The following is a 26,419-nucleotide window of genomic DNA, read 5'->3' as shown; positions in this document are numbered from 1 at the left end:
CGTCGTTTACAGACGTGCGGCGATTTCCATCACTACTATTCGCTAGAAGAGCCTGATTTTGGCTCTTTGCGCTTATGGGATAAGCGCCACCCGCTATTGATTCAATAGCAAAATCACCTCAGGCGTTCACTGGCCCAACACCGACTCACCAGCCATGGTGGTGCCGGGTCCGAGCATGACGCAGGCACCGCCGATACTTGCCCCAGAACCTTGATGACATTGGACGCTGCATGACCCCCGCCTCCCCTCACATCCTGCAAGTACTCACCGGCACCGTGGCCCCGCTGGGCGCCGCTGGCAAGTCCAGTGCCATTGCCAAGCAGCCGGTGGCTGGCCCGGCGGCCATCGGCCCGCTGGGGCTGCAGGGCGATGCACAGGCCGACCTGCGCGTGCACGGCGGGCCCGACAAGGCGGTGCACCTGTACGCCTGGGCACATTACGCTGCATGGCGCGCAGAGCTGGGCGATGCCCCGGTGCTGCAAGCGCCGGGGGCGTTTGGCGAGAACCTGGCGGTGGCGGGGCTGGACGAAGCGGGCGTTTGCATTGGCGACCACTGGCGCGCAGGCAGCGCGGTGCTGGAAGTTACCCAGGGCCGCCAGCCCTGCTGGAAGCTGAACCTGCGCTTTGGCGTGCCCGACATGTCGGCCCGCGTGCAAAACACGCTGCGTGCCGGCTGGTATTGCCGCACCCTGCAAGCGGGCGTGGTGCAGGCGGGTGATGCGCTGGAACTGCTGGAGCGGCCCCGCCCCGGCTGGACGGTACAGCGCCTGCTGGCCCTGATCCGCGACCGTGAATGCCACCCTGCCGTGCTCAACGATGTGCTGGCGCTGCCGCTGCCGCCTTCCTGGCACAAGCTGTTCACCCGGCGGCGCGATCAGGGGCAAGCCGAAGACTGGGCTGCCCGCCTGCGGGGGTAGACAGGGCTAACGCACCGCCAGCTTGGTCTGGTCGTACACCGGTTGCGCGGGCAAGTCCTGCAGGTGGCGCGTGTCGGCCCAGTGCAGCACTTCAATGGCACCGCCCTGCACGCGCACGCGGTTCAGGCCCGCGTTGGGAATATCGCTTTGGCGGGGCCCGTCCAGCCCCAGGCCCTGGGCGGTGCGCCACACCATATCGAGCACGCCGCCGTGCGTGACCACCAGCACCGTCTTGCCCGCGTACTGCTGCGCAATGCGCTGCACTGCGTCCATCACGCGGGTGTGGAACTGGCGGGTGGTTTCGCCCCCGGGCATGCCGTAGTCGGACTCAAAGCGCACCCAGCGCTCCCAGGCCTCGGCATGCTCGGTTTTCACGTCTTGCACACGCAGCCCGTCCACAATGCCAAAGTTTTGCTCGCGCAGCCCGGGGTCTGCCACGGCGTCCAGTGACAGGTGGGGCAACAGCGCCTGCGCCGCAGGCTCGGCCGTCTGCCGCGTGCGCAGCAGGTCGCTGCACACCAGGTGCTCCACACCGAACCGCTCCGCCAGCAACCGCTGCGCCACGCGGCGGGCTTGCTCCAGGCCCGTGGCGTTCAGCGGCACATCCACCTGGCCTTGAAAGCGCAGCTCGCGGTTCCAGTCGGTTTCGCCGTGGCGGATGAGGATGAGTTCGGTCATGGTGGAATGGTGCTGTGCGCTTATTACAAGAAAAAAACGGCCCTAGCGCAATTGGAAAAAGCGCCAGAAGCTATGCTTTTCATAGCAAAAGAGACCATCAGCGTTGCGATGTGGCCAGACGCACAGCCAGCCCCAGGAACACCACCCCCGCCACCCGGTTGAGCCACTGCTGCGCGCGCGGCGAGCGCAGCAGCAAAGACCCGAACACCCCCGAAAAACAGGCGATGGCTCCAAACACCAGCAGGGTGGCCACGATGAACACCAAGCCCAGCACCATGAGCTGGCCGCCCATGGCGCCACGCGCAGGGTCAGCAAACTGGGGCAGGAAGGCCAGGAAGAACACCAGCACCTTGGGGTTGCTCAGGTTCATCGCCATGCCGCGCCCCACCATGCGCCACAGGCTGGGTGCGGCTGTGGGCACAGTGCCCTGCGCGCCAGCGTCAGGCCCGGCAGACGACAACGGTGCCCGCAGAGCCTGCCACGCCAGGTACGCCAGGTAGGCCGCACCCAGCAGCTTGAGCACAGTGAACGCCACCGCCGACGCCGCAAACACCGCCGCCAGGCCCAGCGCCACCGCACCCGTGTGCACCACCAGCCCGCAGCACAGACCCACCACCACGGCCATGCCGGCGCGCCAGCCACGCTGGGCCGACTGCAGCAGCACAAAAATGTTGTCGGGCCCGGGAGTGAGGCCCAGCAGGATGGACACGCCCAAGAAGGCAATCAGGGTATCGGCAGAAGGCATGGCGAAAGTTGGCAAAAGCACGTGACACAAACAGACACCCATTGTGCCGGGTGTGCGGTGCCATGCGGCTACGGGCCAACGCGGGAGGCGGCGGAGGGGTTGAGCGACTAACACGCCCCAGCGAAGCTGGCCCTGGCCAAGTGTTCCGTCGCAGGCAGTACGCGTAGTGCGACAAGACGGGACGACAACGCCAGGGGGGTGGTGTTAGGCGCTCTCAGCGCATGCGCACCACGATGACCTTGGTGCGCGACTGGCAGCCAGGCCCCTCGTAGGGAGGGCTGTCGCGCTCCCAGCCGGGGCCGGGCGAGGTCTGGGCGCACACCCGTGCGCCATCGACCTTGCTGCGCCAGTAATACCAAGGCGCCGGGGCTGCGTGCAAGGGTAGCGCCAGCCACAGCAACCACGCGGTCAGCACCAGCCCGGCAACAGACGAGGGTCTGCGATGGCTCGCAGGGTGGGCCAGGTGGTAGCCCAGGGGTTTGATGGGCTTCATGCGCCAGATGCGCCCCAGGGCGCGGTCACGATCCATCCTTCCAGCGTATCCAGCCCCGGGGGCAGGCCGTACAAGGGGTCGCCTTGATCGTACTGTTGCTGTGCCCACGCGGCTTGCAGCAGGCACAGCACGGCGTCCAGGCTGTCGCCGCTGGCGTCCTGAACCAGCGCATCACGCTGGGCATGGCTGAGTTTGAGGCGCAGGCCAAGCCGGGTCTGGCCCAGCTCCAGCGCGTTCACCAGGTCCTTGCGGGCAATGAAGCGATCAGGGGTCTGCTTGGCGCGGTCATCGCTTTTGTAGCTGCGCCGCTGCAGCACCTCGCGCGCCAGCAGGCCGGGGTAGGCCTCCAGCGCCACGCGCTGTGCATCGCCCGTGCCGGGCGGCATCAGGCCCGGCAGGTAAACGCCGGCATCCAGCAACAGCGGAAGGCCGGCGTGCAGCATGTAGGTCACGGGCGGGTTCACCCATTTCATCGAGGGGCTGGAGCCTGCAGGCCCGTCTGTAGCGCGGTGGGCAAACTTGCCGCCCACGGGCCGGGCATCGCAAAACCCTGCAAAGGCCTCGCGGATCTGCTCGCGCGTGAGGCTGCGGTAGTGCTGGATGCACGCACGCCAACCGGTGGGCCAGCCCAGCGTGGTGACCAGTTCGCGCGGCAGGCCAAAGGGCAAGTCAAACCCGCCCACCCACGGCTGCGGCTGAGCCAGCCACTGGGCCAAAGCAGGCAAGGTCTCGATGCGCTCCAACCCCAGCAATTGCACGCGCGCACCATCGCGGCGGCCCAGTGCCAGCACGATGGGTTTGCTGCGGCTGGGGCTGCTGGAGAAGTCGCAGCCGATCAAATCAAAAACAACGGCGGAAGACATGGCAGCGCTCATCCTAAAGCCAGCGCCGTGACGCCCGCGGCAATGCACACCGCCCCGCACACGCGCGCCAGCCGGTCGCCCTCGCCCAGCAAGTGCCCGCCGATTAGCGCGGCAAACAGCATGGACACCTCACGCGCCGGGGCCACGTGCGACAGGGGTGCCTGCTGCATGGCATACAGCACCAGCACATAGGCCACCGGGCTGACCACAGCCACCAGCAAAGCAAAGCGCCACTGCGCCAGCCACAGCGTGCGGGCCTTGGGCAAGTCGCGCAGCACCACGGGGGCCAGCAGGCCCACGCGCACGAAATTGCCCATGTAGTCGATGAGGATGGGCGACATCAGCAGCACCTTGACGGCATAGCCATCCACCACCGTGTAGCTGGCGATGAACGCCCCCGTGAGCAGCCCGTAGGCGATGCCCTTGTGCACCCGCTGGCGCGCGGCAGGGTCGTGCGCCGCGCGCAGCAGCCCGGGGCCACCGGCAATCAGAAACACCCCGCCCACCACACCAGCAATGCCCAAAGCCCCCAGCGCTGAAATCTGCTCACCCAACAGCGTGATGGCCACCAGCGACGACAAGAGCGGCCCCGAGCCCCGCGCCAGCGGGTACACCACCGTGAGGTCTGCCTTGCGGTAGCCACGCAGCAAGATGACGTAATACACCACATGCAGCACGCCGCTGGCCACCACAAAGCCCCACTCCACCGCGCCCCACAGCGGCACGGCATCGCGCCCCAGCCACCAGCCCAGCGGTGCCCAGAAGAACATCATGAGCACCGAGGTAAAAAATGCAAACCGCGAGTCGCCCCCCGCCTTTTTGGCAGCAATGTTCCAGCAGGCATGGATGAGCCCGGCGAGGATGATGAGGGCGAAGGCGTTGAGGGTCACGGGTAAAAAAGACAGGCTTGAATGCAAAAAGCCGCAGCGCCTGTGGGCTGCGGCTCGGTGTAGCGTGAAAGGACCTAACGATTGAGGGGCTGCATGCCGCTCAAGGCATACGCCACTGGCGCGGCCCAAGCCGGAGGCCACCGTGCAAGGGCCGCCCCGCCGCACTGGTGGCGTCCCCCTGCCCGCACCGCGCAGCGGTGCGAGAGCGGGGGGAAGGCGCGCAGCGCCTCAGGGGGGTGATCCTTATGCCCTTCCGATGATGGAGGCCGTGGCCATCAACTCTTCGAGCAACGCAAACGACACCTTGCCCGACACGGTGTAAGGGTCCAGCTCGGGCTTTTCAGAGTATTTGAGCAAGATGGAGTGGTTGATCTTGGAGAGATTGACCTGCCCCATGGTCCAGCCACCAAAACGGCGCTCTGCAATTTCTTCGTAGTGCAGCAGTTCCACATTCTTGTGGCGTGGGTCGCGCTGGATGTGGCCGTACAGCTCGCTCACCGCAGAACGGCCGCCTTCAATGGCTTGCAGGAACACGCCGCCGCCGTAGCAAAGCACGCCGGTGATGCCCGAGCCGGGGTTGTGCTGGCGAGACTGCGTGAGGATGGCTTCGATGGCCTGGGCCGAGGTGTCCACCGCGCGGCTGGCGTAAAGCAGGCGTACCAACATGTTCAGTTCTTTCCAGGGATGAGGGAGAGGAATTCGCGCCGCAGGGCGCTGTCCTTGAGGAACACGCCACGCATGACCGAGTTGATCATCTTGCTGTCCATGTCGCGCACGCCGCGCCAGGACATGCAGAAGTGGCTGGCTTCCATCACGATGGCCAGGCCGTCGGGCTGGGTCTTTTCCATGATGAGGTCGGCAAGTTGCACCACGGCTTCTTCCTGAATCTGCGGGCGGCCCATGATCCAGTCCACCAGGCGCGCGTATTTGGACAGGCCAATCACGTTGGTGTGTTCGTTGGGCATCACGCCGATCCAGATCTTGCCGATCACGGGGCAGAAATGGTGGCTGCAGGCGCTGCGCACGGTGAGCGGGCCGACGATCATCAGCTCGTTGAGGTGCTCGGCGTTGGGGAATTCGGTGATCGGCGGCGCGGCAACGTAGCGGCCTTTGAACACCTCATTGAGGTACATCTTGGCCACGCGGCGCGCGGTGTTGTTGGTGTTGTGGTCGCCAGCGGTGTCGATCACCATGCTGTCGAGCACGCCCTGCATCTTCTCTTCCACCTCGTCCAGCAGCTTTTCCAGCTCGCCGGGCTCGATGAATTCAGCGATGTTGTCGTTGGCGTTGAAGCGTTTGCGTGCGGCGTTGATCCGCTCGCGGATCTTCACGGAAACGGGGGTGCCTTCTTCATCCGGCAAGGTGGTCGTCATAACGGCGGCGGGTTGACTGGACATGGGCAGATCGTAACAGCGAACGGATGGGCAGGCGTTGCAAGGGTTTTAGGCCTCCAGCGCTTTACCAACAAGCGCCAGCAGCTATCAAATCAATAGCAACAGGGTTTTTGGACCGATCAGTATCGGTGGCCGGTGAGCCACAGGGCCAACCGCATCAGGCCAAAGGCCAGCCGATCGAGCACGCGCTGGCGCAGCGGGCGACCGGCGTAGCGGGCGGGGTCCATGCGGCGGCCTGCGTGCTGCATGGCGTGCACCAGGCGCTGGCGCAGGTCGCAGGCAAAGGCGGCGTCTTCCACCACCACGTTGGCTTCGCGGGCCAGCAGCAGGCTCAAGGGGTCCAGGTTGGACGAGCCCACCGTGGCCCAGGGCCGATCGCCCATCGCATCCACCACCGCCACCTTGGCGTGCAAAAAGCTCGGCGCGTATTCGTGGATCTCCACCCCCGCCTCCAGCAGCGCCCCATACACCGGGCGCGCCGCGTGGTACTGCATGAAGTACTCATAACGCCCCTGCAGCAGCAGGCGCACCCGCACGCCCCGGCGGGCCGCCATCAGCAAGGCCTTGCGCAGCTTGCGGCCCGGCACGAAGTAGGCGTTGGCAATGATGACCTCGTGCCGCGCGGAGCCAATGGCACGCAGGTAGGTTTTTTCAATGCGGGCGCGGTTGCGAACGTTGTCGCGCAGCACCAGGGCGGCGCGCACTTGGCCACCGCTGCCGCGCGGCTGACCGATTTGCTGCTCGGCATGGCGCTGGGCGCTGGCGGCGCGCAGCGCCTGCAGGGCTTCGGGCAGGCGGCGCTGGCGCACATCGCGCACGGCCTGCATGCGCCACCACAGTTGCTCCATGGCATCGCTGGCCTGCAGCACCAGGCTGCCGGTGGCACGCACCGCAAAGTCAAAGCGCGGGGCGTCCAGCGCACCATGGTTGGGGTCGTGAAAATCATCGAGTACGTTGATGCCGCCGCAAAACAGCACCCGCCCGTCCACCACGCACAGCTTGCGGTGCAGGCGCCGCCAGCGGCTGGGCAGCAGCAGGCCAAAACGACCCAAGGGGGAATACACCCGCCACTGCACACCGGCCGCAGTGAGGCGGGCAGCCCAGGGGGCAGGCAAGCGGCCGGTGCCTACGCCGTCCACCACCAGATGCGTGCGCACGCCGCGCTGCGCCGCACGGGCCAGCGCTTCGCCCACGCTGCTGCCCGCGCCGGTGAAGTCGAAGATATAGGTTTCAAACTGAATGTCAGACAGGGCTGCATCCATGGCCTCGACCAGCGCCGGGAAAAGCTCCTGTGCGCCCTGGTACAGGCGCACATCGTGGTCGTGCGCAAACTCAGGTGTGGGACTCATGGCCGTGCAAATTGCCCCAGGGGATCAACGCGCACACATCAGAGCCGGAATTCGGCAATCAGCGGCAAATGGTCGGACATGCGCCACCAGATGCGCCCGCGGGGCACATGCAGGCTCACAGGCGTGAGGCCCCGCGCGTACACATGGTCCAGCTGCGCCAGCGGCAGCCGGGCCGGGTAGGTGTAGGCCCTGGGCGCTTCAAATTCCAGCAAGCCGTAGCCCCCCAGAATACGCTTGAGCTGGGGGCCCCAGTCGTTGAAATCTCCGGCCACCACCACGGGCTCGCCTGGGGGCACCTCACGCTCGATGAATTGGTGCAGGCGCTGCACCTGCCGCACCCGGCTGCCCGGGATCAAGCCCAGATGCACCACGATGGCGTGCACCAGGCGGTTTTGCACCTGCACCTGCACATGCAGCAGGCCGCGCTGCTCGAAACGGTGGTCCGAGATGTCTTCGTGCTGGTGCCCCACCACCGGCCAGCGGGTCAGCAGCGCATTGCCATGTTCACCATGCTTGGTGATGGCATTGGTGCGGTAGACGGCTTCGTAGCCCTCCGGGGCCAGAAAGTCGGCCTGGGGCAGCTCTGGCCAATGGTGAAAGTAGCGCTGTTCGCGCCGGTGCAGCTTGCGCACCTCTTGCAGGCAGACCAGGTCAGCGTCCAGCTGCTCCACGGCCAGGCCCAGGTTATGGATCTCCAGCCTGCGCGCAGGGCCCAGGCCCTGCACACCCTTGTGGATGTTGTACGTGGCGACGCGCAAAATATCGGTGTGCTCCATGCCACCGATTGTGTCGCAACCCGGGACAACGGGCTTTCCCGCATCCGCCGCAGGGCCCCAATGGGCCTACACTAGCGCGAACTCACCCCACATTCGTGTGCCTACAGGACACCGCAGCCGTCAATGGCCACAGGCAAAGATTCGGAACCACAAGAAGTCCAGGCGTTGGTCATTGACAGCAACGCCACTTCACGCAGCATTTTGGTGGCCCAACTGCGTGAATACGGGGTGACCAAGGTGGTTCAGTGCAGCAGGGTGCGCGACGCCCGAAGCCGGCTGGAGCACACGGTGTTCGACTACGTGCTGTGCGAGCAGTATTTCACCGAGTCCAACCACTCTGGCCAAACCCTGCTGGACGACCTTCGCCGCGCGCAGTTGCTGCCCTTTTCCACCGTGTTTTTCATGGTCACCGCCGAGGCCTCGTATGCCGCAGTGGCGGAAGCCGCCGAGTCGGCGCTGGACGGCTATTTGCTCAAGCCCTTCACCCCCAGCACGCTGTTCGAGCGGCTGAGCCTGGCCAGGCTGCGCAAAGTCCACCTCAAGCCGATCTTCGATGCCATTGAGCAGGAGGACTTTGAAACGGCCGCCGCCCTGTGCACTGAGCGCTTTGAAGCACGCCAGCCCTACTGGCTTTACGCCGCACGCATCGGCACCGAACTGCTGCTGCGGCTGGGCCGCCACGCGCAGGCACGCACGTTGTTTGAGGCCGTGATTGCCGCACGCGCCCTGCCCTGGGCCAAGCTGGGCGTGGCACGCGCGCAGATCGAGTCAGGCCAGGCAGCGCGGGCCATCACCACCCTGCAGGGCCTGCTGGGTGAAGACACCTCGTTTGCCGACGCCTACGATGTGCTGGGCCGTGCGCAGGTGGAGCTAGGGCAGTTTGCGGAAGCCATCGAGACCTACCGCACCGCCAGCGAACTCACGCCCGACTCAGTGGTGCGCCTGCAAAAGCTGGGGATGATGTCGTATTACATGGGCGAGCGGGCCACCGCCACCCGTGTCTTGTCGCGCGCCGCGATGCTGGGGCTGGACTCCAAGCTGTTTGACTGCCAGTCGCTGGTGCTGCTCACTTTCGCGTACTTTGCCGACAACGATCGCAAGGGCATTGAGCGCTGCATGGCCGACTTTGCGCGGCTGCTGGAGCGCCACGAGAACACCGACAGCCCCCGCATCCTGCGCTTTGTGGAGGTATCGCGTACGCTGCAGCTCATCCAGCAGCGCCAGTTTTCACAAGCGGTGGAAGCGGTCAAAACCATGGCCAACGAAATCAATGCCCGCAGCTTTGATTTTGAGGCGGCCTGCAACCTTGGCAGCCTGCTGGCCGTGCTGACCACAACGTCGATTGATTTGAGCGAAGGCGCGGTATGGATCAGGTCGCTGGGCATGCGCTACGCCAACACGCGCGGGCTGTGTGAGCTGATGGCCAACGCGTGCAACATGTTCCCGCCGTATTCAGAGTCCATCCGGGAATGCCTGCTGGAAATCAACAAAACGGCCGAAAAAGCCATGGCGCGCAGCCTCTCGGGCGACGCAACCGGCGCCGTGCGCAGCTTGCTACGCTATGGCGCACAAACGCTGAACACGAAGCTGGTGGACTTGTCGCAGCAAGTGCTGCTGCGCCACCGCGACCGCATTGAAGAGCAAGAAGCCCTTCAGCAGGAAATTGACGCGCTGTGCGAGCGGTGCGGCGCGGCGCCCACCAAGGCCGTCCTGGGGCAAGACAGTGAACGGCACCCCGGCGGAGTTGTTATTCGAACCCGCGCCCGCTCTGCCGACAGCGACATCGCCGCCCAGCAACGTTTGCGCGCCGAGCGCGCTGGCACAGTGCAGACCTCGGGCGCAGACAGCAAACAGCCGCCACCCGACCCGGCAGATCCCCTCGACAAACTTCGTCTGCGCCCCAACTGACACAGCGGTTCCTACAAGGAATCGCTGGTTGTAGCCAGAGAAGTTAGCCTACATCCACCACCGACAAACGCGGCAACCAGAGGCAGGCTTCGGCATTGGAAGCAGAAAAACACAGGTCGGCAGCATCGAGCCAAGGCAGCCACTGAAAGCGCACGTGTTCGCGTGGATTGAGCACCACAGGCACCGCAGCAGGGACGCGCAAGCCAAACACCCGCTCGCGGTTGCGCGACACGTCAGGCGCATAGCGGTGGCGCCACTGTGGCCAGATGTCGTAATGGTTCTCCAGCCCGCAATCCGTGAGCCTGCAACCGGGCGCCTGCACATCAATTCCGGTTTCTTCCTGCACCTCACGGGCAGCCGTGACGTCCCACGGCTCACCCCAGTGGTCTTTGCTACCCGTGACCGATTGCCAATGCTCCACCCCCTGCGCCGTGTCCGCACGCTGGATCAACAACACCTCCAGCGCGGGCGTGTGGATGACCACCAGCACCGACTCCGGAATCTTGTAAGGCTTGTGAACCATGTGTAACCGCGCCATCGCTCCCACGTGAAGAAAGAAGGAGGCCCCGCCTCAGGGCCGACGTTGAGTGGCCACGGGCGGTGGAAGCCCCTTCGCCTGCAACATGCGCACCTGGGCTACCAGCTTGTTGTGGGCATCAAGAAAGGCCGCGGCAATCACTTTACCCTCGTTGGTATTGCTCCAGCCCGCACCCGCTCCACCGCCCAGGCGCCCAAACAGTGCGCCCGCCGCACCCAGGTCGGTGGTGCGTGCCGAGCCAGTAGCGGCCGCCACCTGCTCGGTGGTTTCGTTGTCGGTCAACAGCAGCGCGGTTTGCGCCTCCTTGAGCTTGACCTGCTCCGCCAAGCCAATCAGCCCCGCAATGTCACGCAGTACAGGAATCATCGCAATCACCCCCGCAATGCTGCGCCCGGCATCTTGTTCGCTGAAGGTGAGGCTGGGCACCAAGGTGTACTGCGCCTCATAGCCCTGCCCCTTGGCCACCGTAGATTTCTGCCGCAGCACCCCGGCCTCCTTGAGATCTTGCTCTCGGACGGTGGCACGCAACCCAGCAGATCGGTCTACCACCCGAAAACAACCGCTTTGCTGGGCTATCAGTCGAATCAGCGGCACAGGAGACGCCGGCAGGTGGTAGGCGCTGGAGACGGTGTAGCCGTTCGGGTTCTCTGCCAGCGCCAGCGTGGCCACCGGAGCGTCGCATCGGGTAAGGGATTTGTCGGCACCTTGCGCGCCCGCGGGGCCGGCAGAACCTGAGACGACCGAGCCGCCCTCACCCAACTCGGTCTTTTTCTCACCGCAACCCGCTACCACCAAGGCCGCCACCAGCAAAGCCACTGCACTCAGCCTTTGGGGTGTGCCATTCACGGAATTCTTCATTTTTTTACTCCCTGTATTCTTTTGAACGCTCCAACAAAAAAGCGGCCCAGACCTGAAGTCTGTGCCGCTTTGTCTCCTGCTACGTCATGCAACAGGGGTGCTTTGCGCCCGATCAGCTGGCTTTGACAGCGTCTGGGTTGCGCAAACGAATGTGCAGCTCGCGCAGTTGCTTCTCGTCCACTGGCGAGGGGGCCTGGGTCAACAGGTCCTGGGCACGCTGGGTCTTGGGGAAGGCGATCACGTCGCGGATCGATTCGGCACCTGTCATCAGCGTGATGAGGCGGTCCAAGCCAAAGGCCAGCCCACCGTGTGGAGGCGCGCCGTACTGCAGGGCGTCGAGCAGGTAGCCAAACTTGGCCTGCGCGTCTTCAGGCGTGATCTTGAGTGCTGTGAACACCTTGCTTTGCACATCAGCACGGTGGATACGCACCGAGCCGCCGCCCAGCTCCCAGCCGTTGAGCACCATGTCGTAGGCCTTGGCAAGGCACTTGCCTGGGTCGGTGTCCATGAGGTCCTCGTGGCCATCCTTGGGGCTGGTGAAAGGGTGGTGCACAGCCGTCCAGCGGTCTTCTTCCTCATCGTGCTCGAACATGGGGAAGTCCACCACCCACAGGGGAGCCCAACGGTTTTCGAACAGGCCATTCTTCTTGCCGAATTCGCTATGGCCGATCTTGATGCGCAGTGCACCGATGGCGTCGTTGACGATCTTCTCCTTGTCGGCACCGAAGAACAGCAAGTCGCCATCCTGCGCGCCAGAGCGCTTGAGCACTTCGGCCAGCGCAGCGTCGTGAATGTTCTTCACGATGGGCGACTGCAAGCCGTCACGGCCCTTGGCCAGTTCATTGACACGGATGTAAGCCAGACCCTTGGCACCGTAGATCTTGACGAACTCGGTGTAGGCATCGATCTCGCCACGGCTGATGCCGCCGTTTTCGGCAGAGCCACCGGGCACGCGCAGGGCCACCACGCGGCCACCCTTCATGTTCGCGGCGCCAGAGAACACCTTGAAGTCCACGTCCTTCATCACATCGGTCAGCTCGGTGAATTCGAGCTTCACGCGCAGATCAGGCTTGTCGGAGCCAAAACGGTGAGCGGCTTCCTGATACGTCATGATCGGGAACTCACCCAGGTCCACACCCAGTTGGGTCTGGAACACCTCGGTGATCATGCGCTGGAAGATGGCGCGGATTTCTTCTTCGTCCAGGAACGAGGTTTCGCAGTCGATCTGCGTGAACTCGGGCTGGCGGTCAGCGCGCAGGTCTTCGTCGCGGAAGCACTTGGTGATCTGGTAGTAGCGGTCGTAGCCAGCCACCATCAGCATCTGCTTGTAGAGCTGGGGCGACTGGGGCAGCGCGAAGAACTGGCCGTCATGCACGCGGCTGGGCACCAGGTAGTCACGCGCGCCTTCGGGCGTGCTCTTGCCCAGCATGGGGGTTTCGATGTCGATGAAGCCTTCCTTGTCCAGGAAGTTGCGCACCTGGATGGCCGTCTTGTAGCGCAGCATCATGTTGCGCTGCATGTGCGGGCGGCGCAGGTCCATCACGCGATGGGTCAGGCGTGTGGTTTCCGACAGGTTGTCGTCATCCATCTGGAAGGGAGGCGTAACCGAGGGGTTGAGCACATTCAGCTCGTGGCACAGCACTTCGATCTTGCCGCTCTTGAGGCTGTCGTTGGTGGTGCCCTCAGGGCGGGCACGCACCAGGCCCTTGACCTGCACGCAGAACTCGTTGCGCACGCCTTCGGCGGTCTTGAACATCTCGGCGCGATCAGGGTCGCACACCACCTGCACGTAGCCTTCGCGGTCACGCAGGTCGATGAAGATCACACCGCCGTGGTCACGGCGGCGATTCACCCAACCCGACAGGGTCACGGTTTGGCCCATCAGGGCTTCGGTCACAAGACCGCAATAGTGAGAGCGCATGGCCATGGCATTACTTCCGGCGCCGCTGTGGCGCAATGAATGAAAAGAAAATTACTTGAGAGGTAACTGGGTCGGGGCGGCAGGAGCTACCACCCCCATCGAGACGATGTACTTCAGCGCTGAGTCCACACTCATGTCGAGCTCAACGCAATCGCTTTTGCGCACCATCACAAAATACCCGCCCGTGGGGTTGGGCGTCGTCGGCACGTACACGCTCACAAACTCGTCACGCAGGTACGCAGCAATTTCTCCGTTCGGGGCCCCGGTGACGAACGCCACCGTCCAGACCCCTTCACGCGGCCACTGCACCAGTACCGCGGTACGGAAAGCGTTACCGCTTTCAGAAAACAAGGTATCGGAAACCTGCTTGACGCTGGAGTAGATGGAACGCACCACAGGGATGCGGTGCACCAGGGCGTCGCCCCACTGTACCAATTTACGACCCGCAAAATTGCTGGCCACGGCGCCCACCACCAGCAAGATGAGCAGGGTGAGCAGCACCCCGAAACCGGGGATATGGATACCCAGCAACTTGTCGGGGTGCCATGCGCCCGGCAGGATTTGCAAGGTCTGATCCAGCGTGCTGACAATCCAGTTCAACACCCAGGCGGTGATGACGCCGGGCACGATGACCAGCAAACCCGTGAACAGCCATTTGCGCAATGCGGACATTACAGCCTGTCAGGTAGAAGAAGACGATGGCGTGCTGCTGGGGGCTGCTGGCGCGGGGGCCGCAGCCGGTGCAGCGGCAGGCGCAGCAGATTCAGACTTGGCTTCGGTGGCTGGGGCGGAGCTACCCCCGCTGCCGCCACGGAAATCAGTGACGTACCAGCCGGAACCCTTGAGCTGGAAGCCCGCTGCAGTCACCTGCTTGGAGAAAGCCTCTGCACCGCAGGCGGGGCATGTGGTGAGCGGGGCGTCGGAGATTTTTTGCAGCACATCCTTGGCATGGCCGCAGGTGCCGCATTTGTAGGCGTAAATAGGCATGTCAGTGTGTTGAGGGAAAGTGCAAAACCCTCAATTATAGGCGGCCCATCCACCTATCAACCCCTGCGCCATGGGCGCAGAGGCGAGGTAGTTAACGGGCGCTGCCTTCGTAGTGGGTAACGTGGCCCTTGTGATCGTCAATCCACTGCGGCGCCAGCGAGCCGCCCAGCATACCCACCAGTGCAGCCAGCACCCCAGCGAGTTGCTGCGGGAAGGCTTCCGAGAGCATGGGGCTGGCCACAAACAGCAACCAGACCCCCAAGCCCATGGTCACCGCAAGCAGTGCGCCCTGGGTGGTTGCACGTTTCCAGTACAAGCCAAACACCAGAGGCACGAACGCCCCCACCAACGGCACCTGGTAGGCGCCAGACACCAGTTCATAGATCGAGGTGCCCTGCATGGTGATGGCGTAGGTCAGCACGCAGGCCGTGAACACCAGCACAGAGATCCGCATGGCCTTGAGGGTCTGCTGATCTGTCATGCCAGGGCGCAGGTTGTGCAGGATATTCCCTACAAACGTCGTTGAAGGCCCCAGCAAAGTGGCAGAAGCTGTGGACATGATGGCCGAGAGCAGCGCACCAAAAAAAGCCACCTGCAACATGATCGGCATGTGCTCCATCACCAAGGTCGGGAGCACTTTCTGCGGGTCTTCCTTGAGCAAGGTCTGAGCGGTTTCAGGCATCACCAGCACGGCGGCCGTCACGACAAACATGGGAATGAAGGCAAACAGCAGATACAGCACACCGCCGATGACGGGGCCCTTGCGCGCTGTGGCAGGGCTGTTGGAAGACATTACGCGCTGAAACACGTCCTGCTGGGGAATAGAGCCCAGCATCATGGTGATGGCAGCAGCGATGAAGAACGTCCACTCTTTGACTCCGCCGCTGGGGAAGAACTGGAACTTGCCCTCGCGTGCGGCGTATTCCACCACCTTGCCTGCGCCACCTGCCAGGTCGGCAGCAAACCAGGCAATCGCCAGCAAGCCCACGCCAATCACGATCATCTGCACGAAATCGGTCATGGCCACAGACCACATGCCGCCGTACAAGGTGTAAATCAGCACCACCAGCGTGCCAATGACCATGCCCATGGTGACCGATACAGCCCCTTGGGTGAGCAGATTGAACACCAGGCCCAGGGCCGTGATCTGGGCAGCCACCCAGCCCAGGTAGCTGAACATGATGATGGCCGAACAGGACACCTCAATCACCCGCCCATAGCGCTGGCGGTAGTAATCGCCCAGCGTGATCAGGTTCTTCTGGTAGAGCTTGTAGGCAAAGAAAAGGCCCACCAGCACCAGGCACATCGACGCCCCGAAGGGGTCCTCAACCACGGCTCCGAGATTTCCATCAATGAAGCGGGCAGAGACCCCAAGCACCGTCTCTGAACCGAACCAGGTCGCAAACGTGGTGGCAATCACCACAGCCAGGGGCAGACTGCGCCCAGCCACTGCATAGTCCGCTGTGTTGTGCACGCGGGTTGCCGCGTAAAGCCCCACACCAATCGAGGCCAGCAGATACAGAACAATGAATGACAACAGCATGGGCCGCTCCGGAGCTCCAAGGGGGTTGCGAAAAAACAGGGCGCGCAGCGAGCCGCGCTACTACACCAGGGAAACCAAGGGGTTCAACCCCCTTTTCAAATGTGTGACAAAAGTCGGTGCGGATTATGAGGGCAAGTTTCGCGCCTCAGAAAACCCGGATCCGTATGAATAGCTGCATGGCCAGCAGGCCCACCACAAACCCAGCACCGCCGTAAAGGATGGACTGCAGCAACCGATTGGTACGCTTCTGGGTTTCCAGCAGGTCCTTGATCAGATGTTGCTGGTCCGCAGGCCGCTGACGCAGCGCGTCATAGAGCAGGCGCGGCAGCTCTGGCAGCAGCTTGGCGTAATGTGGCGCCTCGGCGCGCAACTCACGCCAAAAGCGCTGCGGGCCCATCTGCTCCAGCATCCATTTTTCGAGGAAGGGCTTGGCTGTGCTCCACAGGTCCAGGTCCGGGTCCAGCTCGCGGCCCAGGCCTTCGATGTTGAGCAGGGTTTTTTGCAGCAACACCAGTTGGGGCTGGATCTCGACATTGAAGCGCCTGGAGGTCTGGAATAGGCGCATCAGCACCATGCCCAGAGAGATCTCCTTGAGCGGACGATCAAAGTACGGCTCGCACACCGCACGGATTGCCGACTCCAGGTCGTTGACGCGGGTTTCAGGCGGCACCCAGCCGCTTTCGATGTGCAGCTCAGCCACTCGCTTGTAATCGCGGCGGAAAAACGCCACGAAGTTCTGCGCCAGATACTCTTTGTCAGACTCGGTGAGGGTGCCCACAATGCCGAAGTCCAGCGAGATATAGCGCCCGAAGGTTTCAGGCTCCAGGCTGACCTGGATGTTGCCAGGGTGCATATCGGCATGGAAGAAGCCATCCCGGAACACCTGGGTGAAAAAAATGGTGACGCCATCACGGGCCAGCTTGGGGATGTCTACGCCAGCATCCTTCAGGCGCTCAACCTGGCTGATCGGCACGCCGGTCATGCGCTGCATGACCATCACCTCGGGGCGGCAAAAGTCCCAAAAAATCTCGGGAATGAGCACCAGATCGAGGCCATCCATGTTGCGGCGCAGCTGCGCAGCATTCGATGCTTCGCGGATCAGGTCCAGTTCATCGTGCAGGTAATTGTCAAACTCGGCCACCACCTCACGGGGCTTGAGACGCTTGCCGTCGGCCGACAGGCTCTCCACCCAACCGGCCATCATGCGCATGAGGCTCAGGTCTTTTTCAATCACGGGCAGCATGCCCGGCCGCAAGACCTTCACTGCGACTTCACGCTCCACACCGTCCCTGTCGAGCAGGGTGGCGAAGTGCACCTGGGCAATGGATGCACTGGCGACCGGCGTGCGTTCAAAAGACAGAAATACCGAATCCACCGGTTTCTGAAAGGCACGCTCGATGGTGGCAATGGCCACACCGGGGTCAAAAGGCGGTACGCGGTCTTGCAGCAGCGCCAGTTCGTTGGCGATGTCGGGCGGCAACAGGTCGCGGCGCGTGGACAGCACCTGGCCAAACTTCACGAAGATCGGGCCCAACTGCTCCAGCGCCTCGCGCAAGCGTTGGCCCCGCGGGGCGTCCAGATTGCGCCCGACGGACAGGATGCGAGAGAACGTGCGCAACCAGGGCTTTTGAAAGCTGTCCAGCACCAGGGCATCCAGCCCATATCGGAACACCACCCACAGAATGGTGCAGCCGCGCAAAAAGCGCTTCATGCCGCCGTCCGCTCCGTGCTGGTCACAGGCGCAGGAACCACGCTGCCGGTGGGCATGCGCGCGCCCACAAACTGCCGCAGGGCCTGCGCTGCGCGGCGGGCCACCTGGGCCACCTGGTGCGCAGGTGCGTCACCAATCAAGCGGGCCAGATCTTCTTCCACATCCCAGCGGACATGGTCTACCAGCCAGTTGATCTCTGCCGCCAACTGCACATCGCCCTCGATGCGAATGGCGGGCTTGTCACCACGCAAGGCACTCTGCGCCAGGGCCAAGGGCGACAGCTCGGTCACCTCCAGGCGCAAGTCGGGCGAAACGCCTTCGGGCGCCACGTTGAACAGGCCCGCAGGAGTCACCAGCAGCGCCATCGAATAGGCGCGCCATTGCACCAGGGCAACGCGGCCTTTTTGGCGGCGCATGCGCTCCATGGCCTCGGGCTCTTGCATCAAGACATGGTTGATGAACAGCACGGCGCGCTGGTGCACTTCATGGACAAGCCATTGAGGCGGCTGCGGCCCAGAGGTGACGCGATCAAAAATGCTGTCCAGAAATGAAAAAGGGGACTGTGTTGCCATAGTCCCCGATTATTCCCTGAACTGGGAAAGCCCTTCGGTATTTACTGCAAGGCTTGCACGCCTGCCACCAGCCAGCCGCCGTTACCCGACTTGCTCTTGGTCATGTTCCACACCTCGCGGAAGGGGCTGGGGCCTGCAGACAGTTCTTCGCGGATCATGCCGGAGAACTCCACGCTGGCCATGTAGCGATCGTCCATCTCTTCAATGCCCAGCAGCTGCGCCTCGATCATCACCACATCGGTGTGGTTGGGCTCAGCGCCGCGTTGGGACTCACGTTCAGCCAGCTGCGCGCGGATTTCCTCCAGCATGCCGTCGGTCATCATGGAACGCAGCGTGGCGATGTCCGAGCGATCCCAGGCGGCCTGCAAGGTCACGAAGTTGCGCTTGGCGGCAGACACGAAGCCCTCGGCGTCGAAGCCTGCTGGAATGCCCCAGTTTTGCGAGCCTGCCAGGCCAGAACCGATCACCACGCCCGAACCCTGGGCTTGGCGCGAAGCGTCAAACGCCATACTGCTGCGCTCCCAAGGACGGGCCGATGCGTCGTTGCCGACGTTTTCAGGGCGATAGGTGTGAGGCGCCTGCGCTGCCGCAGGGTTGGAAGCACCAGCGCCCTGGAAGGCGAAAGGCGAAGCGCCCGACTGGTTGGCAGCGCCAGAGCGGCGAGCGCGCATCACCATGCCGATGACCGCCACCACGGCCAAGGCCACCAGAGCAATCAACAGGAACTGAGCGAACTCGGCGCCCAGGCCCAGCGAGCTGGCCAGCCAGGCCAGGCCCAGGCCAGCGGCCAAGCCACCCAGCATGGCACCCCAGGGGCGCTTGGGCGCAGCAGCGGCGGGAGCGGCAGCAGGCGTTGCCGGTTTGGCAGCGGCTGCGCTGTTCGTGGCGGCGCCACCTTGCGAAGGAGCACCACCGGCAGATTCGCGTTGGGTAACGTTGCTCGATTGCTGCCCAACGGATTTACCGCCACCCATGCGCTTGGCTTCAGCGTCCACATGGACCACCGCCATCAGCGCGACCAAAACCACAGACCATAGTTTCATCATGTCATCTCCGTTGTGTCATTCGTCAGCGTTGAGCGCAATCATTGCTCTCAGCACTTGATTCCAACATGCAAAGCCACTACTCCGCCAGTCATGTTGTGATAGTCCACATGCCCAAAGCCGCTTTGTTGCATGAGGGATTTGAGTTCCTCCTGGCCGGGGTGCATCCGAATGGACTCGGCCAGGTAACGGTAGCTGGCGTCATCGCCCGCCACCATCTTGCCCAGCTGGGGCAGGATTTTGAAGGAATACCAGTCGTAAACCTTCTCCAGCGGCTTGGCCACTTTGGAGAATTCGAGCACCAGCAGTTTGCCGCCGGGTTTGAGCACACGGCACATTTCGGTCAGCGCGCGGTCCTTGTGCGTCATGTTGCGCAAACCAAACGCCACGCTCACCACATCGAAATGCGCGTCGGGAAAAGGCAACTGTTCGGCGTCGCACACCAGGGTGGGCAAGATCACGCCAGCATCAATGAGCCGGTTGCGCCCCGTGCGCAGCATGGCTTCGTTGATATCGGTGTGCACCACGCGCCCGGTGGTGCCCACCTTTTTGGCAAATGCCAGAGAAAGGTCGCCCGTGCCGCCTGCAATGTCCAGCACCTGGCTGCCTTCGCGCAGGTTGGCCACCATCACGGTGTAGGCCTTCCAGGCCCGGTGCATGCCGCCGGACATCAGGTCGTTCATCACGTCGTACTTGGACGCAACCGAGTCAAACACGCCGCGTACGCGCTGTGCTTTTTCTTTTTCGTCTACCGACTGGAATCCAAAATGGGTGGTGCTCATAGGGTCATGCTAGGCGCCTGCGCACCTGCCGTACAGCGACAACCCCGTGCTCATCTGGGGCATCCGTCGCAAAATTGATATAAAAATGGGTTCTAGCGCTTGATATACAAGCGCAGGCAGCTATCTTTTCAATAGCAACCGATTGTGCACATCGTCATCCAGCACGCGGCCCAGCCATCAATGGCTGCCGCAGGCATGCCCACCCTTGGCGGCCATCGGTGCGTCACGGTCCACCCCCGCTGCGGCCAGGCGCTCGGCGTATTGCTTCCACAACGCATCCTGCTGCTGACCCAGCTCGTAGAGGTAATCCCAGCTGAAGATGCCGCTGTCGTGCCCATCCGAAAAAGTCGGCTTGACCGCGTAGTTGCCCACGGGCTCCAGGTTGACCAGCGTGACGTCGCGCTTGCCGGTTTGCAGCACTTCCTGCCCCGGGCCGTGGCCCTGCACTTCGGCAGACGGCGAGTACACGCGCATCAGCTCGAACGGAATGCGGAAAGAAGCGCCGTCCGAAAAAGCCACCTCCAGCACGCGGGAAGCCTCGTGCACCGTCAGTGCGGTGGGCGCGGGTGCGCCCGATTTCAAACCTGCCATGCGTTCACCTGTTCAAAAATTTAAAACGACTGCCCTACTCCGGCTGTGCGTGGCGCGGTCAGCCTGCGACCAATGCCGCCTGTAAATGGGTGCGCAGATCAGCCTCCAGCGCTGGCAGCCGGTCGCGCACAGCGCCTTCCTGTGCCGCAGGGCTGAGCCGCTGGGCGGCTGCCCACACGGGCGCGGGGAAGTGGCTGTCCCAGTCAAACCGGGCAATCACATGCCAGTGCAGGTGCGGCACCATGTTACCCAGGGCTGCAATATTGACCTTGGTGGGGGCCAGGTGCTGGCGCAAGGCCTGCTCCACCACGGTCACTGCGTCCATGCAGTGCACCCGATCCTCGGCCGAGAGGTCAGAAAATTCGGCAACGTGCGCATTCCACACCACCCGGTAGAAGGCCGGAAAGCCCGCCTCGTTGGCACGGATCACGCGCAACCGCGCGCCGCGCCACACCAGCGCACCACCGTCTTCGGCGCACAAAGGGCAGGCAGGGGCGCGGTCCGCAGCCATCAGACGAGCACCCGCTCGATACCGCCCTGGTTGGCACGGTGCACGTATTCGGGCATCCAGTTCTCGCCCAGGATCTCGCGGGCCATTTCGATCACGATGTAATCGGCTTCGAGCAGGCCGTTTTGCAAGTCGTCCTGGTAGCGGTTCAGGCCCTGCAGGCAGCTGGGGCAGCTGGTCAGGATCTTGACGTTTTCCTTCTCGCCCACGGCACCGCTGGCACGCAGCAGGGCTTCGCCCTTGCGGATTTCTTCTTCCTTGCGGAAGCGCACCTGGGTGGACACATCGGGCCGGGTCACGCCCAGGGTGCCGGATTCGCCGCAGCAGCGGTCGCTCTTGAGCACCTGCTCGCCCACCAGCGCCTTCACCGTCTTCATCGAGTCCTGCTGCTTCATCGGGTTGTGGCAGGGCTCGTGGTACAGGTAGGCGCCCTTGCCTTGCAGGGTGATGCCCTTTTCCAACAGGTACTCGTGGATGTCGATGATGCGGCAGCCGGGGAAGATCTTGTCGAACTGGTAGCCCTGCAGCTGGTCGTAGCAGGTGCCGCAGCTCACCACCACGGTCTTGATGTCCAGGTAGTTCAGCGTGTTCGCCACGCGGTGGAAGAGCACGCGGTTGTCCGTGATCATCTTCTCGGCCTTGTCGAACTGGCCGCTGCCGCGCTGTGGGTACCCACAGCACAGGTAGCCTGGGGGCAGCACGGTTTGTACGCCCGCATGCCACAGCATGGCCTGCGTGGCCAGGCCCACCTGGCTGAACAGGCGCTCGGAGCCGCAGCCGGGGAAGTAGAACACCGCCTCGGTTTCGGCCGTGGTGGTCTGCGGGTCGCGGATGATCGGGACGTAATCCTTGTCCTCGATATCCAGCAGCGCGCGTGCCGTCTTCTTGGGCAGGCCGCCGGGCAGCTTCTTGTTGATGAAGTGGATCACCTGCTCCTTGATCGGAGCGGTGCCCACCGTGGCTGGAGGCTTGGCCGTCTGCTTGCGGCCCACCTTGCGCAGCAAATCCACCGCCATGCGCTGGGCCTTGAAGCCCACGTTGACCATGCCCGAACGCAGCAGCTTGATGGTGTCGGGGTTGGTGGCGTTCAGCATGGCCATGGCCATCTTGTTGCCGGGGCGGAAGCTCTTCTTGCCCATCTTGCGCAACAGGTTGCGCATGTTCATGGTCACATCGCCAAAGTCGATCTTGACCGGGCAAGGCGTGTAGCACTTGTGGCACACCGTGCAGTGGTCTGCCACGTCTTCAAACTCTTGCCAGTGCTTGATGGACACACCGCGGCGCGTCTGCTCTTCGTACAGGAAGGCTTCGACCAGCAGCGAAGTAGCCAGAATCTTGTTGCGAGGGCTGTACAGCAGACTGGCGCGTGGCACATGGGTGGAACACACGGGCTTGCACTTGCCGCAACGCAGGCAGTCCTTCACCGAATCGGCAATGGCGCCAATGTCGCTTTGCTGCATGATGAGCGACTCGTGCCCCATCAGCCCGAAGCTGGGCGTGTAGGCATTGGTCAAATCGGCATGCATGAGTGCAGCGTTTGAAGCGTTTTTGGCCTCTGGCGCTTGTCCAGCAAGCGCGGGCAGCTCCTGATTTCGTAGCAGCTTGCCCTTGTTGAAGCGGCCTTCCGGGTCCACCTTGCGCTTGTAGTCGGCAAAGGGCTGCAGCTCCGCGTCGGTCAAGAACTCCAGCTTGGTGATGCCGATGCCGTGTTCGCCCGAGATCACGCCGTCCAGGCTGCGGGCCAGCACCATGATGCGGGCCACCGCCTCGTGCGCGGTCTGCAGCATCTCGTAGTCGTCGCTGTTGACGGGAATGTTGGTGTGCACATTCCCGTCGCCCGCGTGCATGTGCAGCGCCACCCACACGCGGCCCTTGAGCACGCGCTTGTGGATAGCCACGGCCTCGTCCAGGATGGGCTTGAACGCCGCACCCGTGAAGATGCCTTGCAGCGGCGTGCGCAGCTGGGTCTTCCAGCTGGCGCGCAGGGTGTGGTCTTGCAACTGGGGGAACAGGGTTTCGACGTTGTCGAGCCAGCCTTGCCACAGGGCACGCACTTCCGCCACCAGGGCAATGGCTTGGGCCACGCGCTCTTCCAGCAGCTCGGCAGCGGGCACGTCATCGGCCGCATCCTGTTTGCCCAGCGGAAGATTGCCACGCTCAAAAAACTCAGTCAGGGTGTCGCACAGCTTGAGCTTGTTGCGCAGGCTCAGCTCGATGTTGATGCGCTCGATGCCGTCGGTGTACTCGGCCATGCGCGGCAGCGGGATCACCACGTCTTCATTGATCTTGAAGGCGTTGGTGTGGCGGCTGATAGCCGCCGTCTTCTTGCGGTCGGCCCAGAACTTCTTGCGCGCATCGGCGCTGATGGCAATAAAGCCCTCGCCGCTGCGGGTGTTGGCCAGGCGCACCACTTCGCTGGTCACGCGGGCCACTTCGTCGGCGTCGTCGCCCGCAATGTCGCCAATCAGCACCATCTTGGGCAGGCCGCCGTTGCCTTTCTTGCTCTTGGTGGCGTAGCCCACGGCCTTCAGATAGCGGTCATCCAGGTGCTCGAGGCCCGCCAGAAGAACGGGGGAGGGGCCCTGTTCATTCCCTCCTTCGCCACTGCGCTTTTGCAGGGAAAACATGTAGTCCTTGATGTCCACGATGCTGGGCACAGCGTCCTTGGCGTTGCCAAAGAACTCCAGGCACACGGTGCGGGTGTGCTCGGGCATGCGGTGCACCACCCAGCGAGCGCTGGTGATCAGGCCGTCGCAGCCTTCCTTCTGAATGCCGGGCAGGCCCGCCAGGAACTTGTCCGTCACGTCCTTGCCCAGACCTTCCTTGCGGAAGGTGCGGCCCGGAATGCTCAGGCGCTCGGTGCGCACGGGCGTCTTGCCATCGGCCTCGAAATACTGCAGCTCGAAGGTGGCCGTCTCCACGTCATGGATCTTGCCCATGTTGTGGTCCAGGCGGGTCACTTCCAGCCACTGGGCGTCGGGCGTGACCATGCGCCAGCTGGCCAGGTTGTCCAGCGCCGTGCCCCACAGCACGGCCTTCTTGCCGCCTGCGTTCATGGCGATGTTGCCGCCAATGCACGAGGCCTCGGCGCTGGTGGGGTCTACCGCAAACACAAAGCCCGCGCGCTCGGCCGCATCGGCCACGCGCTGGGTGACCACACCGGCTTCGGTCCAGATGGTGCCCACCTCCCGGTCCAGACCCGGCAGGCGGCGCATCTCCACCTCGGTCATGGCTTCGAGCTTTTCGGTGTTGATAACCACGCTCTTCCAGGTCAGCGGAATCGCGCCCCCCGTGTAGCCCGTGCCACCCCCACGCGGGATGATGGTCAGGTCCAGCTCGATGCAGCCTTTGACCAGCGCAGCCATCTCGGCCTCAGTGTCCGGCGTCAGCACGACAAAGGGGTATTCCACGCGCCAGTCGGTCGCGTCGGTCACGTGGCTCACGCGAGAGAGGCCATCGAACTTGATGTTGTCCTTGGCGGTCAGACGGCCCAGCGTCTTTTGAATCTGGCGGCGCAGCTTGCTAGCTTGCTCAAACGTGGCGTTGAACTCCACCACGGCGCGGCGTGCAGCCACCACCAATTCGCCCACCAGGCGGTCGCGCTCGGCATCATCAGCGGGGGTGCGGCGTTTTTCGATTTCGCCCAGGCGGTGGTTCAGCGCATCGACCAGCAGCTTGCGGCGGTCGGGGTTGTCCAGCAGGTCGTCCTGCAAATAGGGGTTGCGCTGCACCACCCAGATGTCGCCCAGCACTTCATACAGCATGCGGGCCGACCGGCCGGTGCGACGCTCTTTGCGCAGCTGGTCCAACAGGTCCCAGGCGGAGGAACCCAGCAAACGGATCACGATCTCCCGGTCAGAGAACGAGGTGTAGTTGTACGGAATTTCACGCAGACGGGCAGGCTCGGCGGCCTGCGTCTGCAAGGCAGCCAACGCGATCGGAACATTCATGGGTTAGAGCGTGTTATGTACTTTTACGTGCCCACGAAAACCGGAGAAAGGCCCGGCAACGAGGCGCAAGACGCGCAGCGGTACGTGTACCGTCAGCGGCGTGCAACAAAGTGGCCGGGCCTGTCTCCGGCTTTCCCGGAGGGTTGGGCCCTGAGGTTAGCGCTCGCGGCGTTGCAGACCTTGCCAAGGCTTGAGCCTTGCCAGCAGTCCGTGCCTTGCGATCACTAACCTCAGGGTCCAACGTGGGTACGTAAAAATGCATAACACGCTCTAAACCTGGGGTGGGCGCCACGCGCCCGTGAGCCTCGGGGGCGTGATTTTATGCCAGCGGCTTCCCGGGCGCAGAAAGGGGGCACAGAGGCCTTGGACCGCCGCGCCCTGCCCACCCCTCGCTCAGCGGGTGCGGCACAGCATGCCCTCAGTCAAAACAGTAATGGGCGCCAAAACGCTGGCCCACCCGCAGCACCTGGCCTGCCCCACGGGCCACCACGGCATTCATGCCGAAGGTAATGGCCCCGTCCAGGCGCTTGTCGCTGCGGTAGGTGCTCAGCGTATCGCTCACGGCAGGGCTGCTTTGCGCGGTGGCCGGGTCGATGTTGGGAATCGGGCAGCGGGCACAGGGCTTGACGTGGCGCAGCTCTGCGGTGTCGGCTTCGTCACCCTGCCCCACGGCAATGTGCACACCGTCGATGCGGTCCTCGTCATGGGCGTCCACACCGCCCAGCACCACATTGGGCCGAAAACGTTCCACGCCCACCGCCTCGTGCCCCTTGGCCACAAGTCGCTCGTTCAGGTCGTCAATGGAGGCCTCGCTCGTCACCAGCACCGCAAACCCGTCGGCAAACTGGGTGTGCGCATCCAGGTCACCCGTCCACTTTTTGCTGGACAGGCGCAGGTGTGCCGGGTCAAAACGCACCAGGCGGCACGGCTGCCCCAGAAAATCGCTGAACCACTGCGCCGCCAGGGCGCCCATGTCCCACGCGGGCACGGTGTCATCCCACACAGTGACCGTGGCCGGGCCTTCCACCAGGTCCAGAGCGACATGCAATGCCAGCATGCCCGGTGCCCGCAGCACCATTTCAGAGGATTTGAGTTGCGGGCGGATCAAGGCCATGCGCGGCAAGGTGCGCTGGGTCAGAAAATGCCCCTGCGCATCCACCACCATCCAGGCGCGGTCCAGGTCGAGGCCTGTTTCGGTCAGCACAGCCTCCTGCACCTCGATACCGGCGCACGATTTCACGGGGTAGATAAACAGCCGCGCAATGATCCCTGTCACATCGAATTCGGTTTCTAAAGACACGGCCCCACACTCCCTTTGATTGATTCGTTCGTGCCACCTGGTCTGGCTGGTTGCCTGCGGCGCACCGCAAAGTCGGAGATTCTGCACCGCGCCTGTGGTCGT

25 protein-coding genes are annotated in these 26,419 nt (G+C 63.5%); 2 read left to right on the top strand and 23 right to left on the bottom strand.

The genetic code is table 11. The features are described from left to right. Positions 1-230: 230 nt before the first annotated feature. Positions 231-917, top strand: a complete 687-nt coding sequence (locus AADJ04_RS06905) for an MOSC domain-containing protein (RefSeq protein WP_341239162.1) — start codon at positions 231-233, stop codon at positions 915-917. 6 nt (positions 918-923) lie between these two features. Here AADJ04_RS06905 and AADJ04_RS06900 read toward each other — a convergent pair whose 3' ends face one another. The 9 genes from AADJ04_RS06900 to AADJ04_RS06860 all read right to left on the bottom strand — a co-directional run bounded on the left by AADJ04_RS06900 (position 924) and on the right by AADJ04_RS06860 (position 8,105). Then, the gene (locus AADJ04_RS06900; RefSeq protein WP_341239161.1) at positions 924-1,595 is read right to left on the bottom strand and encodes a histidine phosphatase family protein; all 672 of its coding nucleotides are present in this window, start codon (positions 1,593-1,595) and stop codon (positions 924-926) included. Positions 1,596-1,692: 97 nt separating this feature from the next. Continuing rightward, complete coding sequence (locus AADJ04_RS06895; RefSeq protein WP_341239160.1) at positions 1,693-2,340, bottom strand: LysE family translocator; 648 nt, start codon at positions 2,338-2,340, stop codon at positions 1,693-1,695. A gap of 214 nt (positions 2,341-2,554) precedes the next feature. After that, positions 2,555-2,833, bottom strand: coding sequence for a hypothetical protein (locus AADJ04_RS06890; protein ID WP_341239159.1), 279 nt, complete (start codon positions 2,831-2,833; stop codon positions 2,555-2,557). Then, positions 2,830-3,708 carry a DUF429 domain-containing protein gene (locus tag AADJ04_RS06885; RefSeq protein ID WP_341239158.1) on the bottom strand — a complete coding sequence of 293 codons (879 nt, stop codon included), beginning with the start codon at positions 3,706-3,708 and terminating at the stop codon, positions 2,830-2,832. The genes AADJ04_RS06890 and AADJ04_RS06885 overlap by 4 nt, the downstream gene beginning before the upstream one ends. Next, on the bottom strand, positions 3,705-4,586 hold the full coding sequence (locus tag AADJ04_RS06880) for a DMT family transporter (RefSeq protein WP_341239157.1): 882 nt from the start codon (positions 4,584-4,586) through the stop codon (positions 3,705-3,707). Before AADJ04_RS06880 ends, AADJ04_RS06885 begins: the two co-directional genes overlap by 4 nt. A gap of 243 nt (positions 4,587-4,829) precedes the next feature. After that, the gene (locus AADJ04_RS06875) at positions 4,830-5,252 is read right to left on the bottom strand and encodes a BLUF domain-containing protein (protein WP_066692185.1); all 423 of its coding nucleotides are present in this window, start codon (positions 5,250-5,252) and stop codon (positions 4,830-4,832) included. 2 nt (positions 5,253-5,254) lie between these two features. After that, entirely contained in the window at positions 5,255-5,983 is a 729-nt protein-coding gene (gene folE, locus AADJ04_RS06870; protein ID WP_207373722.1) for a GTP cyclohydrolase I, read from the bottom strand. Between the two features lie 116 nt (positions 5,984-6,099). Further along, positions 6,100-7,329, bottom strand: coding sequence for a cardiolipin synthase ClsB (gene clsB, locus AADJ04_RS06865; protein WP_341239156.1), 1,230 nt, complete (start codon positions 7,327-7,329; stop codon positions 6,100-6,102). A 38-nt stretch (positions 7,330-7,367) separates the two neighbouring features. Then, positions 7,368-8,105 carry an endonuclease/exonuclease/phosphatase family protein gene (locus AADJ04_RS06860; protein WP_142083737.1) on the bottom strand — a complete coding sequence of 246 codons (738 nt, stop codon included), beginning with the start codon at positions 8,103-8,105 and terminating at the stop codon, positions 7,368-7,370. 123 nt (positions 8,106-8,228) lie between these two features. Between AADJ04_RS06860 and AADJ04_RS06855 the strand changes: the two genes are divergently transcribed. Beyond that, a complete protein-coding gene (locus AADJ04_RS06855) occupies positions 8,229-10,013 on the top strand; it encodes a tetratricopeptide repeat protein (protein WP_341239155.1) in 1,785 nt (594 codons plus the stop codon). A gap of 43 nt (positions 10,014-10,056) precedes the next feature. Here AADJ04_RS06855 and nudB read toward each other — a convergent pair whose 3' ends face one another. The 14 genes from nudB to AADJ04_RS06785 all read right to left on the bottom strand — a co-directional run bounded on the left by nudB (position 10,057) and on the right by AADJ04_RS06785 (position 26,317). Beyond that, complete coding sequence (nudB, locus tag AADJ04_RS06850; protein ID WP_341239154.1) at positions 10,057-10,536, bottom strand: dihydroneopterin triphosphate diphosphatase; 480 nt, start codon at positions 10,534-10,536, stop codon at positions 10,057-10,059. Positions 10,537-10,584: 48 nt separating this feature from the next. Continuing rightward, complete coding sequence (locus AADJ04_RS06845; protein ID WP_341239153.1) at positions 10,585-11,409, bottom strand: CsgG/HfaB family protein; 825 nt, start codon at positions 11,407-11,409, stop codon at positions 10,585-10,587. Between the two features lie 112 nt (positions 11,410-11,521). After that, complete coding sequence (gene aspS / locus AADJ04_RS06840; protein WP_066692176.1) at positions 11,522-13,336, bottom strand: aspartate--tRNA ligase; 1,815 nt, start codon at positions 13,334-13,336, stop codon at positions 11,522-11,524. A 45-nt stretch (positions 13,337-13,381) separates the two neighbouring features. Continuing rightward, positions 13,382-14,002 (bottom strand): DUF502 domain-containing protein, encoded by a 621-nt coding sequence (locus AADJ04_RS06835; protein WP_066692174.1) that lies wholly within the window; start codon positions 14,000-14,002, stop codon positions 13,382-13,384. Between the two features lie 9 nt (positions 14,003-14,011). After that, on the bottom strand, positions 14,012-14,317 hold the full coding sequence (locus AADJ04_RS06830; RefSeq protein ID WP_044399352.1) for an FmdB family zinc ribbon protein: 306 nt from the start codon (positions 14,315-14,317) through the stop codon (positions 14,012-14,014). 91 nt (positions 14,318-14,408) lie between these two features. Next, a complete protein-coding gene (locus AADJ04_RS06825) occupies positions 14,409-15,860 on the bottom strand; it encodes a sodium:solute symporter family protein (RefSeq protein ID WP_341239152.1) in 1,452 nt (483 codons plus the stop codon). Positions 15,861-16,005: 145 nt separating this feature from the next. Next, positions 16,006-17,571 (bottom strand): ubiquinone biosynthesis regulatory protein kinase UbiB, encoded by a 1,566-nt coding sequence (gene ubiB, locus AADJ04_RS06820; protein ID WP_341239151.1) that lies wholly within the window; start codon positions 17,569-17,571, stop codon positions 16,006-16,008. Next, positions 17,568-18,143: a hypothetical protein gene (locus AADJ04_RS06815; protein WP_341239150.1), complete on the bottom strand. Its 576-nt coding sequence runs from the start codon at positions 18,141-18,143 to the stop codon at positions 17,568-17,570. The genes ubiB and AADJ04_RS06815 overlap by 4 nt, the downstream gene beginning before the upstream one ends. Before the next feature lie 41 nt (positions 18,144-18,184). Continuing rightward, positions 18,185-19,189, bottom strand: coding sequence for a Tim44-like domain-containing protein (locus AADJ04_RS06810; RefSeq protein WP_142083727.1), 1,005 nt, complete (start codon positions 19,187-19,189; stop codon positions 18,185-18,187). 47 nt (positions 19,190-19,236) lie between these two features. After that, positions 19,237-19,968: a bifunctional demethylmenaquinone methyltransferase/2-methoxy-6-polyprenyl-1,4-benzoquinol methylase UbiE gene (ubiE, locus tag AADJ04_RS06805; protein WP_341239149.1), complete on the bottom strand. Its 732-nt coding sequence runs from the start codon at positions 19,966-19,968 to the stop codon at positions 19,237-19,239. Between the two features lie 177 nt (positions 19,969-20,145). Then, positions 20,146-20,559, bottom strand: coding sequence for a DUF971 domain-containing protein (locus AADJ04_RS06800; RefSeq protein ID WP_066692671.1), 414 nt, complete (start codon positions 20,557-20,559; stop codon positions 20,146-20,148). Positions 20,560-20,617: 58 nt separating this feature from the next. Next, the gene (locus tag AADJ04_RS06795) at positions 20,618-21,070 is read right to left on the bottom strand and encodes an HIT family protein (protein WP_044399372.1); all 453 of its coding nucleotides are present in this window, start codon (positions 21,068-21,070) and stop codon (positions 20,618-20,620) included. Then, complete coding sequence (locus tag AADJ04_RS06790) at positions 21,070-25,017, bottom strand: FAD/FMN-binding oxidoreductase (RefSeq protein ID WP_066692667.1); 3,948 nt, start codon at positions 25,015-25,017, stop codon at positions 21,070-21,072. Before AADJ04_RS06790 ends, AADJ04_RS06795 begins: the two co-directional genes overlap by 1 nt. A 418-nt stretch (positions 25,018-25,435) precedes the next feature. Further along, positions 25,436-26,317 carry an MOSC N-terminal beta barrel domain-containing protein gene (locus tag AADJ04_RS06785; RefSeq protein WP_341239148.1) on the bottom strand — a complete coding sequence of 294 codons (882 nt, stop codon included), beginning with the start codon at positions 26,315-26,317 and terminating at the stop codon, positions 25,436-25,438. Between the last annotated feature and the right edge of the window lie 102 nt (positions 26,318-26,419).

It is taken from the genome of uncultured Acidovorax sp. (assembly GCF_964021665.1).
Lineage (GTDB): Bacteria > Pseudomonadota > Gammaproteobacteria > Burkholderiales > Burkholderiaceae_C > Acidovorax > Acidovorax temperans.
Note: the sequence above shows the minus strand (reverse complement) of the source record. Positions and strands in the feature narration are given on the sequence as shown.

Excerpts from the sequence above, each read along its gene's own strand:
- AADJ04_RS06905 (WP_341239162.1), top strand. The coding sequence starts at position 231 with ATGACCCCCGCCTCCCCTCACATCCTGCAAGTACTCACCGGCACCGTG.
- AADJ04_RS06900 (WP_341239161.1), bottom strand. The coding sequence starts at position 1,595 with ATGACCGAACTCATCCTCATCCGCCACGGCGAAACCGACTGGAACCGC.
- AADJ04_RS06895 (WP_341239160.1), bottom strand. The coding sequence starts at position 2,340 with ATGCCTTCTGCCGATACCCTGATTGCCTTCTTGGGCGTGTCCATCCTG.
- AADJ04_RS06890 (WP_341239159.1), bottom strand. The coding sequence starts at position 2,833 with ATGAAGCCCATCAAACCCCTGGGCTACCACCTGGCCCACCCTGCGAGC.
- AADJ04_RS06885 (WP_341239158.1), bottom strand. The coding sequence starts at position 3,708 with ATGAGCGCTGCCATGTCTTCCGCCGTTGTTTTTGATTTGATCGGCTGC.
- AADJ04_RS06875 (WP_066692185.1), bottom strand. The coding sequence starts at position 5,252 with ATGTTGGTACGCCTGCTTTACGCCAGCCGCGCGGTGGACACCTCGGCC.
- folE (WP_207373722.1), bottom strand. The coding sequence starts at position 5,983 with ATGTCCAGTCAACCCGCCGCCGTTATGACGACCACCTTGCCGGATGAA.
- clsB (WP_341239156.1), bottom strand. The coding sequence starts at position 7,329 with ATGAGTCCCACACCTGAGTTTGCGCACGACCACGATGTGCGCCTGTAC.
- AADJ04_RS06860 (WP_142083737.1), bottom strand. The coding sequence starts at position 8,105 with ATGGAGCACACCGATATTTTGCGCGTCGCCACGTACAACATCCACAAG.
- AADJ04_RS06855 (WP_341239155.1), top strand. The coding sequence starts at position 8,229 with ATGGCCACAGGCAAAGATTCGGAACCACAAGAAGTCCAGGCGTTGGTC.
- nudB (WP_341239154.1), bottom strand. The coding sequence starts at position 10,536 with ATGGTTCACAAGCCTTACAAGATTCCGGAGTCGGTGCTGGTGGTCATC.
- AADJ04_RS06845 (WP_341239153.1), bottom strand. The coding sequence starts at position 11,409 with ATGAAGAATTCCGTGAATGGCACACCCCAAAGGCTGAGTGCAGTGGCT.
- aspS (WP_066692176.1), bottom strand. The coding sequence starts at position 13,336 with ATGGCCATGCGCTCTCACTATTGCGGTCTTGTGACCGAAGCCCTGATG.
- AADJ04_RS06835 (WP_066692174.1), bottom strand. The coding sequence starts at position 14,002 with ATGTCCGCATTGCGCAAATGGCTGTTCACGGGTTTGCTGGTCATCGTG.
- AADJ04_RS06830 (WP_044399352.1), bottom strand. The coding sequence starts at position 14,317 with ATGCCTATTTACGCCTACAAATGCGGCACCTGCGGCCATGCCAAGGAT.
- AADJ04_RS06825 (WP_341239152.1), bottom strand. The coding sequence starts at position 15,860 with ATGCTGTTGTCATTCATTGTTCTGTATCTGCTGGCCTCGATTGGTGTG.
- ubiB (WP_341239151.1), bottom strand. The coding sequence starts at position 17,571 with ATGAAGCGCTTTTTGCGCGGCTGCACCATTCTGTGGGTGGTGTTCCGA.
- AADJ04_RS06815 (WP_341239150.1), bottom strand. The coding sequence starts at position 18,143 with ATGGCAACACAGTCCCCTTTTTCATTTCTGGACAGCATTTTTGATCGC.
- AADJ04_RS06810 (WP_142083727.1), bottom strand. The coding sequence starts at position 19,189 with ATGATGAAACTATGGTCTGTGGTTTTGGTCGCGCTGATGGCGGTGGTC.
- ubiE (WP_341239149.1), bottom strand. The coding sequence starts at position 19,968 with ATGAGCACCACCCATTTTGGATTCCAGTCGGTAGACGAAAAAGAAAAA.
- AADJ04_RS06800 (WP_066692671.1), bottom strand. The coding sequence starts at position 20,559 with ATGGCAGGTTTGAAATCGGGCGCACCCGCGCCCACCGCACTGACGGTG.
- AADJ04_RS06795 (WP_044399372.1), bottom strand. The coding sequence starts at position 21,070 with ATGGCTGCGGACCGCGCCCCTGCCTGCCCTTTGTGCGCCGAAGACGGT.
- AADJ04_RS06790 (WP_066692667.1), bottom strand. The coding sequence starts at position 25,017 with ATGAATGTTCCGATCGCGTTGGCTGCCTTGCAGACGCAGGCCGCCGAG.